The organism is Mumia quercus, from assembly GCF_025506335.1.
In the GTDB taxonomy this organism is placed as follows: Bacteria; Actinomycetota; Actinomycetes; order Propionibacteriales; family Nocardioidaceae; genus Mumia; species Mumia quercus.
Map to the genome: position 1 here is coordinate 351601 of NZ_JANZYO010000001.1, position 16725 is coordinate 368325.

Consider the following 16725-nt stretch of genomic DNA (forward strand, 5'->3'; position numbering starts at 1 on the left):
AGGTGATGACGATTGTCGGGACGAGGCCGGAGATCATCCGGCTCTCGTGCACGCTCACCCGTCTCGACCGCACCGTCGACCACGTCCTGGTGCACACCGGCCAGAACTACGACCACGGGCTCAGCCAGGTCTTCTTCGACGAGCTGGGGCTCCGCGAGCCCGACCACTACCTCGGGGTCGACACGTCCTCGCTCGGTCACGTCCTCGGAGAGACGCTGATCGGCACCGAGCGCGTGATCGCCGCTGAGCGGCCCGACGCGGTGCTGGTGCTGGGTGACACCAACAGTGCGATCGCCGCGGTGATGGCGCGACGGATGAGGGTCCCCGTCTACCACATGGAGGCCGGCAACCGCTGCTTCGACGACCGAGTGCCGGAGGAGACCAACCGTCGGCTCGTCGACCACGTGGCCGACTACAACCTCGTCTACACCGAGCACGCCCGCAGGAACCTGCTCGGCGAAGGGTTGCACCCGAGCCGCATCATGCTCACCGGGTCGCCCATGCGGGAGGTGCTCACCGAGTACCGCACCGCGATCGACGCCTCCGACGTGCTCGACCGGTGGGGGCTCTCGCCAGAGGGCTACTTCCTCGTGAGCGCGCACCGTGAGGAGAACGTCGACGACCCGGCGCGGCTGCGGGCGCTGCTCGCATGCCTCGAGGCGCTCGCGCGACGGTGGGACCTCCCGGTGCTCGTCTCGACCCATCCGCGGACGCGCGCCCGCCTCGACGCGCTCGGCGTCACGACCGACCCTCGCGTACGGTTCCTCGACCCGTTCGGGTTCCTCGACTACAACCGCCTCCAGCTCGGCGCGGCCTGCGTCGTGTCGGACTCCGGGACGATCTCGGAGGAGTCGGCGATCCTCGGCTTCCCGGCGGTCACGCTGCGGCCGGCTATCGAACGCCCCGAGGCGGTCGACGCGGGCACCATCGTGCTCACAGGGTTGGACCCGCAGAAGGTCGTCCAAGGGGTCTCCCTCGTGCGCGAGGACGTCGGGAAGGCAGCCCCGACGCTGCCTGCCGAGTACGAGATCGGCGACACCTCGCGCCGCGTCGTGCGGTTCCTGGTGTCGACCGCCGATGCGTAGGCTGCGGGGACGTGCGAGTCCAGGAGCGCCGATGCGTCTGCGTACGACCTCACCCTGGCGGCGCGGCGCCCTCGTGCTTCTCGCGGCGAACGTCGGCACCCAGCTGGTGGTGGCCGCATCTGCGCCGGTGCTGAGTCGTCTCTACGCCCCGTACGAGCTCGGTGCGCTGACGGTCGTCGTCACCATGGCGGCGCTGCTGGTCCCGGTGTCCACGCTGCGCCTCGACCTCGCCGTGGTCCAGCCGGAGGCGGAGGAGGACGCGTACGCCCTGGCGTACGCCGGCATCGTGTGCGCCTCGGTGGTGAGCGCCCTCACGATGCTGGGCCTCGTCTTCGCAGGGCGCGACCTCGCGCGCGCCCTCGACCAGCCTGCGCTGTGGCCCTCGGTCCTTCTCGTGCCCCCGGTCGTCCTGGCCGGAGGGGTGTTCCTCTCGCTCTCCCAATTGGCCGTCAGACAGAAGCGCTTCGGTGCGGTCGCGACCCGCAACGTGGCCAAGGACTCCGCAGCGGTCGGCACGCAGATCGGGCTGGGCCTCGCGGGCGGAGGCAGCGGCAGCCTGGTGCTGGGGCACCTCGTCGGTCAGACGGTCGGCGCAGGGGCGCTGCTGGTCAGCGCGGGGGTGCGCACCCCCGCGTCGCGAGCGGGTCTCGCGTGGTCGCGGATGAGGACGGCAGTGGGGCGCTACCGGTCCTTCGTCCTCCATCTCGGGCCTGCGGCACTGCTGAACGTCGCCGGCCTGCAGGTGCCGATCCTGCTGGTGGCCGTCTTCTACGGGCCGGAGGTGACGGGCTGGCTCGGGCTGACCATGAGGGTGCTCGTCGTTCCTGCGCTGGTCGTCGGGACGGCCGCGGCCCAGCTCTACCGCTCGCGGTTCTCCGAGATGGTGCGTCACGGGCACCGGGAGCAGGGACACGCGCTCTTCGTCCGGACCACCCTCCTCCTGCTTCCCGTCGGCCTGGTCCCTGCAGTGGTGCTCCTCGCGGCAGGACCCGAGCTCTTCGCCGTGGTGTTCGGTGAGGAGTGGAGGACCAGCGGACAGTACGCGCAGGCGCTGGCGTTCGTGCTCGCGGCCCAGGCCGTCGTCGTGCCCGTGTCGACGACGTTGGTCCTGCTGGAGCGCACCCTCGCGCAGGTCGGTTGGGACGCGGTACGCCTGCTCGTGTGCTGCGCGGCCGTGCTCGTGCCAGCGGCCGCGGGCGCGACGGCCTCTGTCGCGGTGTGGGCCCTGGGAACGGCCTCCGCGCTCACGTACGCCTGGATGTGGTGGGCGTGCGAGCGGGCCGCGCGGAGCTACACCCCGCGCCAGCCGGAGAACAACCGGTAGAACCGCGACCGGACCGCGTACAAGGCCCGCGACGCCATCGAGGCCATCGCGAGGCGTTCGACAAGACTCAACCCGGGGGAGGCGAGGACCCGGAGCAGGCGTCCGGCGTGACGATGCTCCTCGGCCGCCCACAGCGCGACCAGCTGGCGGCGCTGCGCATCGCTGAGGGGGAACTGGCGCTGCTCGAGCAGCTTCTGCCAGGCGAGGTGGCGGGCGTGCATCGCCTCGGACATCACCGGGAAGGGCCGCTTGCGGGGTGTCGAGTTGTCCTCGTGCACCCGGTACTCGACGACGACGTCGTGGCGCCTCACCACGCGCTCGGCGCAGTCGCGTGCGGCGGTCCCCAGCCACACGTCCTCGGCCACGAGCGACTCGTCGATCGGGAAGACCTTCTCGGCCAGCGGGCGCGACAGGACGACGGCCGCCCCGCTGGCGTTGACCCGGTCGCCGCGCGGGACGACGATCCCGTCCAGCGCAGGCGTCGTCGAGAACGTACGGAGCTTGTAGAAGCCTGCGGTCAGGGGAGACGAGGACGACGCCACGTCGTCGGCCCGCAGGCGTAGAGAACCCGGCGGCAGACGGTCGTCGCCGGCCAGGAGGACGACCGCGTCGCCCTTCGCATGGGCGAAAAGGAGGTTGAAGGCGCGGACCTTCCCGATCTTCTCGGTCTCGTGGACGATGCGGATCCTCTCGTCGCCCTCCGCATAGCGGCGAGCCACCGCCAAGGTCGCGTCGGTCGAGCCGTCGTCGGCGATGAGCAGCTCCCAGTCGTCGTGGTCCTGGGCGCGGACGCTCTCGATCATCTCCGGCAGGTAGCGCTCCTCGTCGTGGACCGGCGACAGGATGGAGACCTTCACCTCGCCCCTCTCGTCACACGTGCCGGGAGCGAGGGCTCGACCACCGCGCTGAGCTCCGCCTCCTCGCGCCGGTCGAGGCGAGCGCCGAGGAACCAGAGCGCGAGGTAGACGACGATGCCGGCGTTGAGGAGGAACACGGGGGGACCGGCGACCCAGAAACCGAACGTCGTCGTCACGCCCGCCATCCCCATGGTGGTCAGCGTGCTGCGTCGGTGCGCCGACCGGACGCGGTTGCTGATCGCGCCGGCGAGCAGGGCGAGGAGCACCGGAGCGAGGACGATCCCCACGTCACCGAAGTTGTGGTAGACCGACGCCCACAACGACTCCGTCCCCGTCCCGCGGTCGGTGCCGTAGAACCGGTAGTAGATGCGGTTCGCGAGGTCGCTCCCCGGCTCGCCTGGGAGGATGCCGACGAACGCGCGGCCCCACTCGGAGCCGTTCTGGACCGCCTGCTCTTCGTACACGTAGCGAAACGCGACGACCGACGACTCCTGGTTGGTCTGGAGGATCCGGCCCTGGAACTCCGTCGCCGCGACCGCAGCCTTCCCGAGGACCCCGGCGTCAGCCGTGAGCTGGTCGGAGGAGCGACCCAGCGCCAGCGTCGCGAGGAGGACGACCGGCACGGCGATGATGGCGAGGCTGACCGCACGTCTGGGAAAGCGTCGCCGGTCGAGCATGTACACGTAGACGACCACGGTCATGACGAAGATGACGAACGCGCCCCGCTGCCCCGTCCCCACGAGGCCGACGAAGGCCGCGCCGACGAGAGGGATGGCGAGCAGGTACGGCACGTGCTGCCGGCGGATCCAGTACGTGACGGTGACCGCGACGAGGGCGGGCAGCAGGACGTTCTTGAACTGGTTCACGTATCCCGGGAAGAGGTAGTCCGAGCCGCTGTACGACTCCAGGCGCAGCGTCGCCACGTCGTTGTGCGTGCCGAAGAGGACGTTGGAGAGCCCGTCGAACAGCGCGACGTGGCCGACGGCGAGGTAGTAGGCGACAGTGACGGCGAGGGACGCGGCCATGAATGCCACCGTCACGATCCCCGGTTTGAACGTGGTCACGGTGGGCGGCGTGGTGTCCGGTGGTCGGATCGCGTGGTAGCAGGCGCTCGCCAGCATGAAGGCGCACAGGGTGTAGGCGAGCACCGCGGCGTGGACCCGGTCGGCCTCTCGGGCGGGGTTCAGCACCGGCAGGGTCCCGAGGGCCATGACGAGCTGGAGGTACACGAAGATGCTGCTCGCACTGAGCAGCCCGATCTTTCGGATCGTGAGCGTGTAGTACCCCGCGAAGACGGCGACGAGCGGGAGAGCGACCCACGTCACGATCCACACCCCCACGTCGCTGCCCTGGCGAGGACCGGTCTCCTCGTGCCGCCAGGATCGGTCGAGACCCCGGACGTCGCAACTCGCCGCTCGACGTCACACTCGCTCGATTCGTGGTCTCGGGTTCCGCGCCCCTAGACTTGACCGGTTATGACTGTTTCCGCGCCGCACGAAGCGCACCCCTCTTTTGCTGATCTTCTCGCCGACGAGCGGCTGGTCCGCGCCCTTGCCGACGTCGGCTACGAATCGCCGTCGCCCATCCAGGCGGAGGCGATCCCGCCCCTGCTCGACGGCCACGACATCATCGGGATGGCCCAGACAGGCACGGGCAAGACCGCCGCGTTCGCCCTGCCGATCCTGTCGGGCATCGACGTGACCAACCCCGCGACCCAGGCGCTCGTGCTCGCGCCCACCCGTGAGCTCGCGCTCCAGGTGGCCGAGGCGTTCGCCTCGTATGCCAAGCACCTGCCCGGCCTCAACGTGGTCCCCGTCTACGGCGGTGCGGGCTACACCGAGCAGCTCGCGGCGCTCCGCAAGGGCGCCCACGTCGTCGTCGGCACGCCCGGTCGCGTGATCGACCACCTCGAGCGCGGACGCCTCGACCTGACGACGATCTCCTACCTGGTCCTCGACGAGGCCGACGAGATGCTCAAGATGGGCTTCGCCGACGACGTCGAGCGCATCCTCCGCGACACCCCGACTACCAAGCAGGTGGCGCTGTTCTCGGCGACGATGCCGCCGACGATCCGCCGTCTCGCCAACCAGTACCTCACCGACCCGGTCGAGGTGAAGGTTGAGGCCAAGACGGTCACGGCGAAGAACGTCCGCCAGCGCTGGCTGCTGGTGCCGCACTTCCGCAAGCTCGACGCGCTCGCGCGGTTCCTCGAGGTCGAGCCACACGAAGGCGTCATCGTCTTCGTCCGGACCAAGCAGGCCACCGAGGAGCTCGCCGAGCAGCTGCGCGCCTACGGCCACACGGCCCAGGCGATCAACGGCGACCTGGTGCAGGCGCAGCGCGAGCGCGCCGTCAACGCGCTCAAGAACGGTTCGCTCGACATCCTCGTCGCGACCGACGTCGCCGCGCGCGGCCTCGACGTCGACCGTGTGAGCCACGTCGTGAACTACGACATCCCCCACGACCCGGAGGCGTACGTCCACCGCATCGGGCGTACGGGGCGTGCCGGGCGCAGCGGAGACGCTGTCCTCTTCGTCACGCCGCGCGAGCGCAGGCTCCTCGGTGTCATCGAGCGCACCACTGGCCAGCCGGTCACGCCGATGGACATCCCGACTGCCGAGCAGGTCAACGCGCGCCGCGTGGAGCAGTTCGAGGAGGCGATCACCGCCGCGCTCGCCACGAAGGACGTCCACCTGTTCCGTGGTCTCGTGAGCAAGTACGCGGAGCAGACCGGGGTCGACCCGATCGACGTCGCGGCAGCGCTCGCGGTCCGTGTGCACGAGGGACGGTCGTTCCTGCTCGACGCCAAGGACGACATCGTCCTCACCGAGCGCGACCGTCGCGACCGCGACCGTGGCGAGCGGGGCGATCGTCCCGATCGGCCGCAGCGCCCGACACCGGACGGGATGGCCGTCTACCGGCTCGCCGTGGGCAAGCGCCAGCGCGTGACTCCCAAGTCGATCATGGGCGCTCTCGCCAACGAGGGCGGTCTCGGCCGGGCGGACTTCGGCAACATCTCGATCCGCTTCGACCACTCGCTCGTCGAGCTGCCCGACCCGCTGCCCAGCGGCACGGAGGGCAAGCTGAGCCGTACCCGTATCGGCGGCGAGCTGATCCAGCTCGAGCGCGACCGCGGTGCGCGACGGGGTGGCAGCGCGTCCGGCCCGCGACGGTCGGGCGGCTCCCGCACCTGGGACAATGCGGGCAAAGGCCCCGTACGCTCTGCAAGGACACCGCGTCGACGAAAGGGGTAGCGGGTGCACGAGCTCCGTCCGGTCGTGAAGCACTACGACTGGGGTTCTGTCGACGTCCTCCCCGACATGCTGGGGCGCGAGCGCGACGGGGCTCCGTGGGCGGAGCTCTGGATGGGCACCCACCCCCTCGGCACCTCGAGCGTCGTGGGCCCGGACGGCTCTCCGGTCCCGCTGAGCGAGGTCGCGGGGGAGCTCCTCCCGTACCTCCTCAAGATCCTCGCGATCGCCAAGCCGCTGTCGCTGCAGGTCCACCCTGACGCGACGATGGCGGCGCGCGGGTTCCTGCGCGAGACCGAGCGTGAGGTGCCGCTCGAGGCACCGACGCGGGTCTTCAAGGACCCGCACCACAAGCCCGAGATGGTCTACGCGCTGACGCCGTTCGAGGGCCTCATCGCCTTCCGGCCGACCGCGGAGGTCTGGCACGTCCTCGACGGCTTGGACTCGCCCCTCGCTCTGCGGCTGAACGAGGAGCTGCGCGCCGACCCCGGGTTCCCCGGTCTCGTCCGTATGGTCGGCCGCCTGCTGTCCCCCTGGATGGGTCCCACGCGCGCGGAGCTGCGCGCGTTCGTCCGCGACTGCGTCGACAAGTACGCCGCCGGCCTCGACCGTCGCCGCGCGTACGAGACGGTCGCGCAGCTGGCCGAGCACCACGTCGACGACCCCGGCGTCGTCGTTGCCGCGCTCCTCAACCGGATCCGCCTCGAGCCGGGCCAGGCGGCGTTCGTCGAGGTCGGGGTCCTGCACTCCTACCTCAGCGGCACGTGCGTGGAGGTGATGGCGGGCTCCGACAACGTCTTGCGTGCCGGCCTGACGACCAAGCATGTCGAGCCGCAGGCGCTGGTCGACTGCGTCCGCATGGGGATGGCCGAGGCGCACGTCGTCGCTCCGAAGGAAGAGGCAGGAGTACGGGTGTTCGCCCCCGCCGTCGACGAGTTCGCGCTCGCGGTGGCCACAGTGACGGGCGCCGACGAGGCCACCCTGCCTGGCGCCGGCCCGCGGATCGCGCTCTGCGTCGACGGCGAGGTGACGGTCAGGGCGGCGAGCGGGCCAGTGACGCTCACGGCCGGGCGGTCCGCGTTCGCCCGCCGCGGCACGGGCCCTGTGCTGGTCAGCGGTACCGGGACGGTCGTCCAGGCCTTCGCTCCCTCGCGCTGAGCCGTCCCGCGTCTGCGTGGCCGGATGGCCGGATCAGGTCATTTCCGTTGACACTGACTTTCCCGGGCTCCTAGCGTCGTCGCTCCGTGACTGTGAAACGTTTCACACCGACACGGTCGCCGTCTGCGAACCGAGGAGCCCCGCTTGCATCCCCGTCACACCCCTCGACGGTCTACCCTGCCCACCGTCCTCGCCGCCGTCGCCGCGCTCACCGCGGCGGTCCTCACCGTCCCCGCGAGCCCCCTCACCGAGAGCGCGGCCGCGGCACCGGCCCGGACCGAGGACGACCTCGCCCCGCGGCTGACCGCCCAGACCTTCACCGACCCACCGACGGCGGTACGCCCGAAGTACCGCTGGTGGGTCCCGCTCGCCTACACCGACGACGCCCAGCTCGAGAACGAGCTCCAGCAGATGAAGGACGCCGGCGCCGGTGGCGCCGAGGTGGCCGCCTTCTCGGTCGAGGGCAGCGGGAACAACAAGAACCCGTTCCTGGAGACGTACGGCTGGGGAACGCCGCGCTGGGCCGAGAAGACGCGGGTGATGATGAAGGCCGCCCGCGACCGCGACCTGAGCCTCGACCTCGCGATCAGCCCCCGCTGGCCTGCCACCGCCCCGACCGTGGCCGACGTGAACCACCCGGCAGCCGCGCAGCAGATCGCGTTCGCCACCGAGTTCGCCAAGGGAGGAACGAGCCGCTCGGGGGACCTCCCGCGCAACCTCAACGTCACCGTCCCGACCGGAGCGCAGACGTCGCTGATCGCCGTCGTCGTCGCCCGATGCGCCGACAGCGCGTGCGCGACCCAGTCGGCCAAGCCGCGTCTGCTCGACCGCGACAGCGTCGTCGACGTGACCGACAAGGTCGACGACGCCGGCCGCCTCGACCTCACCTTCGACGGCGACGCCGACAGCACGTACGCGCTCCTCGCGTTCTACCAGCTGCCGACCGGGCAGTCGCTCTCCGGATACACCCCGACGGGGACCAACTACGTGCTCGACACGCTGAGCGTCGAGGGCGCGAAGGCCACCACCGACTTCTACGACGAGGCCATCCTCACCCCGGACGTCCGCGAGCTGCTGTCGCAGCTGCGCTCGGACTTCTACGAGGACTCGCTCGAGATCGGGAGCACGCAGAAGTGGACGTCCGACTTCGTCACGGAGTGGACGAAGCGGCGCGGTTACTCGCCTGTCGAGGTGCTCCCGGCGCTCGCGGGCGCCGGCGACCAGGGGATGACGTCCCGGCCCGCCTTCGACTTCACCGACGGGTCCGGCGCGCGCGTACGGACCGACTACCGCCAGACCTGGAGCGACCTCTACATCGACAACCGCCTCGAGGTCCTGCGGGAGTGGGCCAACCGCCACCACATGCAGACGCGCATCCAGCCGTACGGAGGCCCGATCGACATCACCGAGGCTGCTGGCCACATCGACGTCCCGGAGGGCGAGTCGCTCGCCTTCGGGATGAACCTCACCGCGTACAGCAACGTCGAGGACTACAAGGTGGTCGCCTCAGGAGCCCACCTCGCAGGCAAACCCGTCGTCTCCGACGAGTGCTGCGCGTTCGCCACGCACGTCTGGGGCTCGACCGTCGCCGACGCGACGGAGCGCTCCAACCTGCAGGCCGTCTACCGCGGGTTCGCCGGTGGGGTGAACCAGGTCGTCTGGCACGGGTTCCCCTACCTCAGCCGCGGGCCCGCAGGCGCCGGCCAGCAGTCGACCTGGCCCGGGATGAGCTACGGCGGCAACACCTCGTACTCGGAGGCCTTCGGGAGCAAGGGCAACCCCAGCTGGTCGGACTACCGCGCGGTGAACGACCACCTGGCCCGCATGCAGCTCGTCCTCCGCCAGGGCGCGCCACGCTACGACCTCGCCGTGTACCGGCACGACTTCGGGCTCAGCGGCGCCGGCACGACTGGCGTCGGGTCGGACAAGCTCCTGCCGAGCTCATCGGCGACGGCCAAGGCCGGGTTCTCGTACGAGTACCTCAGCCCGGCGCAGCTGCGCAGCAAGGACGCGCGCTTCGAGAAGGGCGCGCTGTTCCCGGACACGTCCGCCTACCAGGCCGTCCTCCTGGACGAGCAAGACACGATGGCCGTCGACACCGCCGAGAGGCTGCGCGCCCTCGCGCGCAAGGGTCTGCCGATCGTCGTCGTCGGCGAGCTGCCCACCCAGGTCCCCGGCTTCGACCACGATGGGACCGCCGACGCCGAGCTCCGGCGGGTCCTCGCCGACCTCGTCCGTGAACGTACGGTGGTGCGCGTCGACGACGAGCGCAAGGTCCCGACCGCGCTCGCACGCCTGCGGGTCGAGCCGTCGGCGGCGCCGGTCGGCGAGGCGTCCTCCGACATCCTCTCCGTACGACGCCACGAGACCGCGCGGGGGAAGTCCAGCGACTACTACTACCTCTGGAACCAGACGGGGGCACGTGCGCACCAGTCGGTGACGCTCGTCGGTGACGGGCGCCCGTACCGCCTGGACACCTGGACCGGCACGATCACGCCGATCACCGACTTCGAGCGGCGAGGCGGTTCCGTCACGGTCGACGTCGACCTCGCCGCCCACGACGCGACGGCGATCGTGCTCACCGAGCGTCGCGACAGGACCTTCCGTGGAGGGGTCGGCGACAAGCCCGAGGGGACGTCCAAGGCCGGGCGCGCCGCGGACCCGCTCGCGCTCGCCACGTGGGAGCTGTCGGTCGACAGCTGGACGCCCGGACCGTCGGGGCTCCCCGGGGACACCGCTCACACCCCGGTCGGCCCGGTCACCGTCCGTGCCGACGAGGACGGCAGGCTCCCCGCCTGGCGCGACATCACCACCGATCAGGGGGCTGAGGTCGACCTGCGCGACGTCTCCGGCGTCGGCACCTACACCACGACGTTCCGGCTGGGACGAGAGTGGCGACGCGTACGGACGGCCGCCCTCGACCTCGGCTCCGCGATCGACACGGTCCGCGTCGCCGTCAACGGGACACCGCTGCCTCCGGTCAACCAGGCCGACCTCGCGCACGTCGAGGTCGGCAAGCACCTCCGCGAGGGTGACAACACGATCACCGTGACGGTCGCGTCGACGCTCCTCAACGCCGTCCGAGTCGCTCCGGGCACGGGCGCGTCGAGCCGGACGCCGATGGACTACGGGCTGTTCGGCCCGGTCCGGTTGACGCCGACGTCGGGCACGGACCCGTACCTCCTTGTCGAGGCCATGGACCGCGCGGTGCCGCTTGCCGACGGCGCCTCCAACCGCGCACGCTTCCTGGTGACCAACCGGTCCTCGCGTCCGGTCCGCACCGAGGTCGCCGCGCAGCCGTCGGCCGGGATCGACGCCACCGCGCCGGCCCGGTCGGTGAAGGTCCCCGCAGGCGGGTCCCGCGTCGTCGAGGTCGTCGTCCGGCGGACCGACTCCACCGAGGACGGCAGCCTCCAGGTCACCGTCACCGGTGACAACGGAGCCCATGGGAGCGCCGCGGTGGCGCTCGACCGTACGAGCAACCTCGCGGCGAACGTGAGCGGCGCCCCGTTCCCTGCCCTCGTCGTGGACGCCACCCAGGACCGCTACCCGGCGTTCCTGGCCCTCGACGACGACGAAGCGACCTTCACCGTCTCGTACGGACGCACCGCGGGGCAGGGGCCGACCGCTGAACGCCCGTGGCACATCGGAGTCGACCTCGGCCTGCCGACGTCGGTCGGATCGGTCACCGTCGGCGGCCGGTCCCTGTACGGGGCTCGGGACTACACGCTCGAGGTGTCCGACGACGGCGTCGCCTGGCGTACGGTCGCCACCGTCGTCGAGGCACCGAAGGAGGGTGCCACGACCGCGGTCGGCGCCGTCGAGACGCGCTTCGTCCGGGCCCGCATCACGAAGGCCTGGGACAACGGGACGCCCTCGAACGTGCAGATGAGCGAGTTCAAGGTGCACGCGCCCTAGCGCCAGAACGACGAAGGCCCGACCCGGAGCGCTCCGGGTCGGGCCTTCGTCGTCGAAGGTGGCTGGCCTCAGCCGTTGATCATGCCGGCGCCGACGGTGATGCCGGTGGCCTCGTCGATGAGGATGAACGAGCCCGTCGTGCGGTTCTTCTCGTACGGGTCGACGAAGAGCGGCGCCGTCGTCCTCAGCCGGACGCGGCCGATCTCGTTCAGCCCGAGCTCGCCCGTCTCCTGGTCGCGGTGCAGCGTGTTGATGTCCAGGCGGTACTGGATGTCCTTGACCAGGGCACGCGCGTTGCGGGTCGTGTGCTTGATCGCGAGCTTCTGGCGCGGACGCAGCGGCTCATTGGTCATCCAGCAGATCATCGCGTCGATGTCCTGCGTGGGCGTCGGCGCGTTCTGCGGGCGGCAGATCATGTCGCCGCGCGAGACGTCGAGGTCGTCGGCGAGACGGACCGTCACCGACATCGGGGGGAACGCCTCGGTGACCGACTGGTCGAAGAGGTCGATGCCCTCGATCGTCGTGGTGAAGCCGCTCGGCAGGACCTGGACCTTGTCGCCGGGCTTCAGGACGCCGCCGGCGACCTGGCCCGCGTACCCGCGGTAGTCGTGGAACTCGTCCGACTTCGGGCGCACGACGTACTGGACGGGGAAACGGACGTCGACCAGGTCGCGGTCGGAGGAGACGTGCACGTTCTCGAGGTGGTGCAGCAGCGAGGTGCCTTGGTACCACGGCATGTTCGCGCTGCGCTCGACGACGTTGTCGCCCTGGAGGGCCGAGATCGGGATGATCGTCAGGTCCGGGATCGTCAGCTTCGCGGCGAACGTGTCGAACTCGTCGCGGATCTTCTCGTAGACGGACTGGTCGTAGTCGACGAGGTCCATCTTGTTGACCGCGAGGACGAGGTGCGGCACCCGCAGCAGCGACAGGATGACGGCGTGGCGTCGGCTCTGCTCGGTCAGCCCCGTGCGGGCGTCGACGAGCACGAGGCCGAGGTCGGCCGTGGAGGCGCCGGTGACCATGTTGCGCGTGTACTGCACGTGGCCAGGGGTGTCGGCGATGATGAACTTGCGCCGCGGGGTCGCGAAGTAGCGGTAGGCCACATCGATCGTGATGCCCTGCTCACGCTCCGACCGCAGCCCGTCGGTGAGGAGGGCGAGGTCGGTGTAGTCGTAGCCCTTGTCGGCAGACGTGCGCTCGACGGCCTCGAGCTGGTCCTCGAAGATCGCCTTCGAGTCGAGCAGGAGTCGGCCGATGAGGGTGGACTTGCCGTCGTCGACGGAGCCGGCGGTCGCGAACCGCAGCAGGTCCATGCGCGGCGACGCCGGGGTCTCGGCGGTCTCGGTCGCGGGGGCGGCCATCAGAAGTAGCCCTCCTTCTTGCGGTCTTCCATGGCCGCCTCGCTGAACCTGTCGTCGCCTCGGGTCGCGCCGCGCTCGGTGACGCGGGCGATGGCGATCTCGTCGATGATCTCGCCGGTGGTGGCGGCCGCGGACTCGACGCAACCGGTGAGGGTCATGTCGCCGACCGTGCGGAAGCGCACGAGGCGCTCCTCGGCCGACTCGCCGGACTTGAGGGTCAGGTGGTCGCCGGCCGACAGGAGCATGCCGTCGCGCGCGACGACCTCGCGCTTGTGGGCGAAGTAGATCGAGGGGATCTCGATCTTCTCGCGGTGGATGTAGTGCCAGACGTCGAGCTCGGTCCAGTTGGACAGCGGGAAGATCCGCATGTGCTCGCCCTCGGAGATGCGCCCGTTGTAGAGGCTCCAGAGCTCGGGGCGCTGGTTCTTGGGGTCCCACTGGCCGAAGTCGTCGCGGTGGGAGTAGACGCGCTCCTTGGCGCGTGCCTTCTCCTCGTCGCGGCGCCCGCCGCCGAAGGCCGCCGTGAAGCCGTTCTCCTCGATGGCGTTCAGCAGGGTGCCGATCTGGAGGCGGTTGCGGCTGGTCTTGCCGTCGTCGACGACGATGCCGTCGGCGATCGCCTGGTCGACCGACGCGACGATCATGCGCAGGCCCAGCCGCTCCACCCAGTTGTCACGGGTCTGGAGCACCTCGGGGAAGTCGAACCCGGTGTCGACCTGCATGACCGGGAAGGGGATCCGCGCCGGGTAGAAGGCCTTCTCGGCCAGCCGGAGCATCACGATGGAGTCCTTGCCGCCGGAGAACAGCAGCACCGGCTTCTCGAACTCTGCCGCCACCTCACGGAAGATGTGGATGGACTCGGCTTCCAGCTGGTCCAGCTGGCTGAGCCGGTAGTCGTGCATGGGCGTCACCAGGGGTTCTCCCGTTCTTCCTGGGTTTTGTGCGACAGCGAGCGAAAGGTCATGGTATCGAGCCGCCGGTGGGGAGGGAATCGCCCGTCGCATCCTGGATGCTGCTGCGAGCCCGGTCCGTATGGACGATACCCACGGCGAGCAAGAGCTGGGCCACGAGGTAGGTCACCATCACCCACACGCCACCGGGCTCCGGACGCGACATCCCGGCGATGTCGAGGGCGATGAGGGTGTCGGAGAGCAGGAACAGCGCCCCGCCGACGCCCGCGACGACGCTCACACCGAAGGCCGTGACGGCGGTGGCGGTGAGCAGGAGCGAGTAGACGAGGATCGGTGCGCGCAGGCCGGGCTCCTCCTCGCCGAGCGGGCCCCACAGCGAGGCGATCGTCACGCCCCAGGCCGCCAGGCCGACCAGCACGACCCACCAGCGCCGACGCAGGCCTTCGAGCGCCCCGTTGCGGACGAACCAGGTCACGAAGCAGACGTGGGCGAGCGCGAAGCCGGCCATCCCGAGCAGGAACAACCCGTCGATCTCGAGCGCGACGTCCCCGATCCACGAGAAGAACAGCGCGGCGACGAGGAGTCGCGGGCCACCGACGGCGACGACCCAGACGGCGAGCGCGGGGACCAGGAGCGCCTTGGTCACCGACTCGACGGGGCCGGCGTCGAGTCCGACCAGGGCGACGTGCACGACGCTCAGCGCGACGAAGACGTTCAGGAAGCGGGTCATCATCGGGGGTCCTCGTTCGGGTGGTGGGCACGTTCGAGATCACGCTTCTCGGCGAAAAGGTCGACACCCTCGGGGACGCCGATCCGGTCGCGCAACAGCGCCCACCCGACCGGGCCGAGGATGACCAGGCCGGCGGCGATGATGCCCACGGCGACCGGCGGGACGCCGAGCAGCGTGAGGCCGGTGATGCTGAGGACGACCACGATGCCGCGGCGCACGATGCCCTGCGGGACGCGGTTGGCGATGCGAGCCCCCAGGTAGGTCCCCGGCATGCCGCCGAGGACCAGCGGGATGAGCACGCCGAAGTCGACCCCGGTCACGATCACGTGCGTGATCGCCGCCGACAGGACGAGCGGCACGGCCTGGACGAGGTCGGTGCCGACGAGCCGTACGGCCGTCAGGGTGGGATAGAGCAGGAGCAACGACACCATGATCAGCGAGCCGGAGCCGACGGACGTGACGCCGACCAGCAGGCCGCCGACCGCACCCACCGCGAAGGTCGCCAGCGGCTTGATCGTCGGGTCGTCGGTCGAGGTCGGGCGGCCCAACCGCGCCGCACGGACGTTGAGGTACGACCGGAGGGTGTAGGTCGCCGCGGTGAGCAGCAGCGCGACGCCGATCGCCACCTTCACGAACGAGGTCTGGTCCTCCTCCGCGCCGATCGCGTCGATGATGAACGCCCCCGCCGCCGCGGTCGGGACCGAGCCCAACATCAACCAGCCTGCCAGCCGCCAGTTCGGTGAGCCCTCGCGGGCGTGGACGGCTGCGCCCACGGACTTGTTCACCGAGGCCGCGACGAGGTCGTTGGCGACGGCGGCCGTCGGGTTGACCCCGAGGAAGATCAGGGCGGGGGTCATCAGGGCGCCACCGCCCATGCCGGTGAGTCCCACGACGATCCCGACGCCGAAGCTGACGACGAGGATCGACAGCGCGGAGTAGGTGAGGAGCTCGTTCACGGGCGCCTCCAGAGCCCCGCGTCGACGAGGGCGTCGAGGACCTCGTCCAGCACGTCGTCGACCGTACGGTCGGTGGTGTCGACCGCGACCAGGGCGTCGTCGGGCGCCTCGTACGGGGAGGAGATCCCCGTGAACTCCGGGATCAGGCCGGCCCGCGCCTTGGCGTACAGGCCCTTGCGGTCACGCCGCTCGCACTCCTCGAGCGGGGTGGCGACGTGGACGAGGGCGAAGGAGCCGCCCGCCTCCTCGACCATGCTGCGGACCAGCTTGCGGGTCGAGTCGAAGGGGGCGATCGGCGAGCAGATCGCGAGACCGCGGTGCCGGGCGATCTCGGCGGCGACCCAGCCGATGCGCGCGATGTTGGTCTCGCGGTCCTCCTTGGAGAACCCGAGGCCCTTGCTGAGGTGGTGACGGACGACGTCGCCGTCGAGGCTGGTGACGGTCCGCCGGCCCTCCTCCAGCACCCGGTCGTACAGGGCGCGGGCGATCGTCGACTTCCCCGAGCCGGACAGGCCGGTGAAGAAGACGACGAGACCGCGCTCGTCGAGCGGCGGCTGGTCGGCGGCGACGATCTCCGCGACGGCCTCGGGAAGGTCGCCCGTCCGCGGGAGGGTGAGGCGCTCGTCGGCGTACGCGGCGACGACCGCGTCGGTGAACGTGCGGTCGTCCTCGGGGTCGGCGCGTCGGGCGAGCGCCACGGCCACGACGGGGTGGTCGGGCAGTGCTGCCGCCGTCGCTCGGACGAGCGCGGGCACCGTGACCGTACGACGGGGGTCGGGGCCGGAGCGGACCAGAAGGACGGCGCGGCGTCCCGTACGGGCCTCGGCGTCGAGGACCGCGGCGACGTCGTCGGTGGTGAGGGGCGCCTCGACGAGGACGGCGAGCGCGCCGGGGTGGGCGGAGCGGACCTCGGCCGGTGGCTGGTGCAGGCGCCGGAACGCCCCGTACGTGGGGGCGTCCAGCGGGCGTACCGCCCCCGAGGCGGGCTCGTACTCCGCGAGCGGGAGGCCTTCGGGATCGAGCAGCTCGACGGGGTCGGAGACGTCACCGGGCACGAAGACCTCGAGGCGGCGGCCCTGGGGCCAGGCCCCGAGGAGCACCAGCTCGAGATCGGCGAGCTCGCGTGCGTCGGGGGTCCACTGGGCATCGCTCACGGACGGGATTGTTTCACGCG

12 protein-coding genes are annotated in these 16725 nt (G+C 70.8%); 5 read left to right on the forward strand and 7 right to left on the reverse strand.

All coding sequences use genetic code 11. The features are described 5' to 3' along the window. Positions 1-5 precede the first annotated feature (5 nt). Positions 6-1085 (forward strand): non-hydrolyzing UDP-N-acetylglucosamine 2-epimerase, encoded by a 1080-nt coding sequence (wecB, locus tag NYZ95_RS01670; protein ID WP_262848683.1) that lies wholly within the window; start codon positions 6-8, stop codon positions 1083-1085. 31 nt (positions 1086-1116) lie between these two features. After that, positions 1117-2409 (forward strand): lipopolysaccharide biosynthesis protein, encoded by a 1293-nt coding sequence (locus NYZ95_RS01675; protein WP_262848060.1) that lies wholly within the window; start codon positions 1117-1119, stop codon positions 2407-2409. Here the strand turns inward: NYZ95_RS01675 and NYZ95_RS01680 are convergent. Next, complete coding sequence (locus NYZ95_RS01680) at positions 2376-3266, reverse strand: glycosyltransferase family 2 protein (protein WP_262848062.1); 891 nt, start codon at positions 3264-3266, stop codon at positions 2376-2378. The genes NYZ95_RS01675 and NYZ95_RS01680 overlap by 34 nt on opposite strands. Further along, positions 3263-4591 (reverse strand): oligosaccharide repeat unit polymerase, encoded by a 1329-nt coding sequence (locus NYZ95_RS01685; RefSeq protein WP_262848064.1) that lies wholly within the window; start codon positions 4589-4591, stop codon positions 3263-3265. Before NYZ95_RS01685 ends, NYZ95_RS01680 begins: the two co-directional genes overlap by 4 nt. A gap of 150 nt (positions 4592-4741) precedes the next feature. Between NYZ95_RS01685 and NYZ95_RS01690 the strand changes: the two genes are divergently transcribed. The 3 genes from NYZ95_RS01690 to NYZ95_RS01700 all read left to right on the forward strand — a co-directional run bounded on the left by NYZ95_RS01690 (position 4742) and on the right by NYZ95_RS01700 (position 11593). Further along, positions 4742-6520, forward strand: coding sequence for a DEAD/DEAH box helicase (locus tag NYZ95_RS01690; protein WP_262848066.1), 1779 nt, complete (start codon positions 4742-4744; stop codon positions 6518-6520). Between the two features lie 3 nt (positions 6521-6523). After that, the gene (gene manA, locus NYZ95_RS01695; RefSeq protein ID WP_262848068.1) at positions 6524-7675 is read left to right on the forward strand and encodes a mannose-6-phosphate isomerase, class I; all 1152 of its coding nucleotides are present in this window, start codon (positions 6524-6526) and stop codon (positions 7673-7675) included. Between the two features lie 144 nt (positions 7676-7819). Further along, the gene (locus tag NYZ95_RS01700; RefSeq protein ID WP_262848070.1) at positions 7820-11593 is read left to right on the forward strand and encodes a glycosyl hydrolase; all 3774 of its coding nucleotides are present in this window, start codon (positions 7820-7822) and stop codon (positions 11591-11593) included. 68 nt (positions 11594-11661) lie between these two features. On the opposite strand, the gene NYZ95_RS01705 is transcribed toward NYZ95_RS01700, so the two are convergent. Genes NYZ95_RS01705 through cysC form a run of 5 tightly spaced genes read right to left on the reverse strand, consistent with a single transcriptional unit; the run spans position 11662 to position 16705 of the window. Then, the gene (locus tag NYZ95_RS01705; protein WP_262848072.1) at positions 11662-12954 is read right to left on the reverse strand and encodes a sulfate adenylyltransferase subunit 1; all 1293 of its coding nucleotides are present in this window, start codon (positions 12952-12954) and stop codon (positions 11662-11664) included. Further along, positions 12954-13865 (reverse strand): sulfate adenylyltransferase subunit CysD, encoded by a 912-nt coding sequence (gene cysD / locus NYZ95_RS01710; RefSeq protein ID WP_262848074.1) that lies wholly within the window; start codon positions 13863-13865, stop codon positions 12954-12956. The genes NYZ95_RS01705 and cysD overlap by 1 nt, the downstream gene beginning before the upstream one ends. Positions 13866-13914: 49 nt before the next feature. Continuing rightward, entirely contained in the window at positions 13915-14595 is a 681-nt protein-coding gene (locus NYZ95_RS01715) for a lysoplasmalogenase (RefSeq protein WP_262848076.1), read from the reverse strand. Further along, on the reverse strand, positions 14595-15551 hold the full coding sequence (locus tag NYZ95_RS01720) for a sulfite exporter TauE/SafE family protein (protein ID WP_262848078.1): 957 nt from the start codon (positions 15549-15551) through the stop codon (positions 14595-14597). The genes NYZ95_RS01715 and NYZ95_RS01720 overlap by 1 nt, the downstream gene beginning before the upstream one ends. Then, complete coding sequence (gene cysC / locus NYZ95_RS01725) at positions 15548-16705, reverse strand: adenylyl-sulfate kinase (protein WP_262848080.1); 1158 nt, start codon at positions 16703-16705, stop codon at positions 15548-15550. The genes NYZ95_RS01720 and cysC overlap by 4 nt, the downstream gene beginning before the upstream one ends. Positions 16706-16725 lie beyond the last annotated feature (20 nt).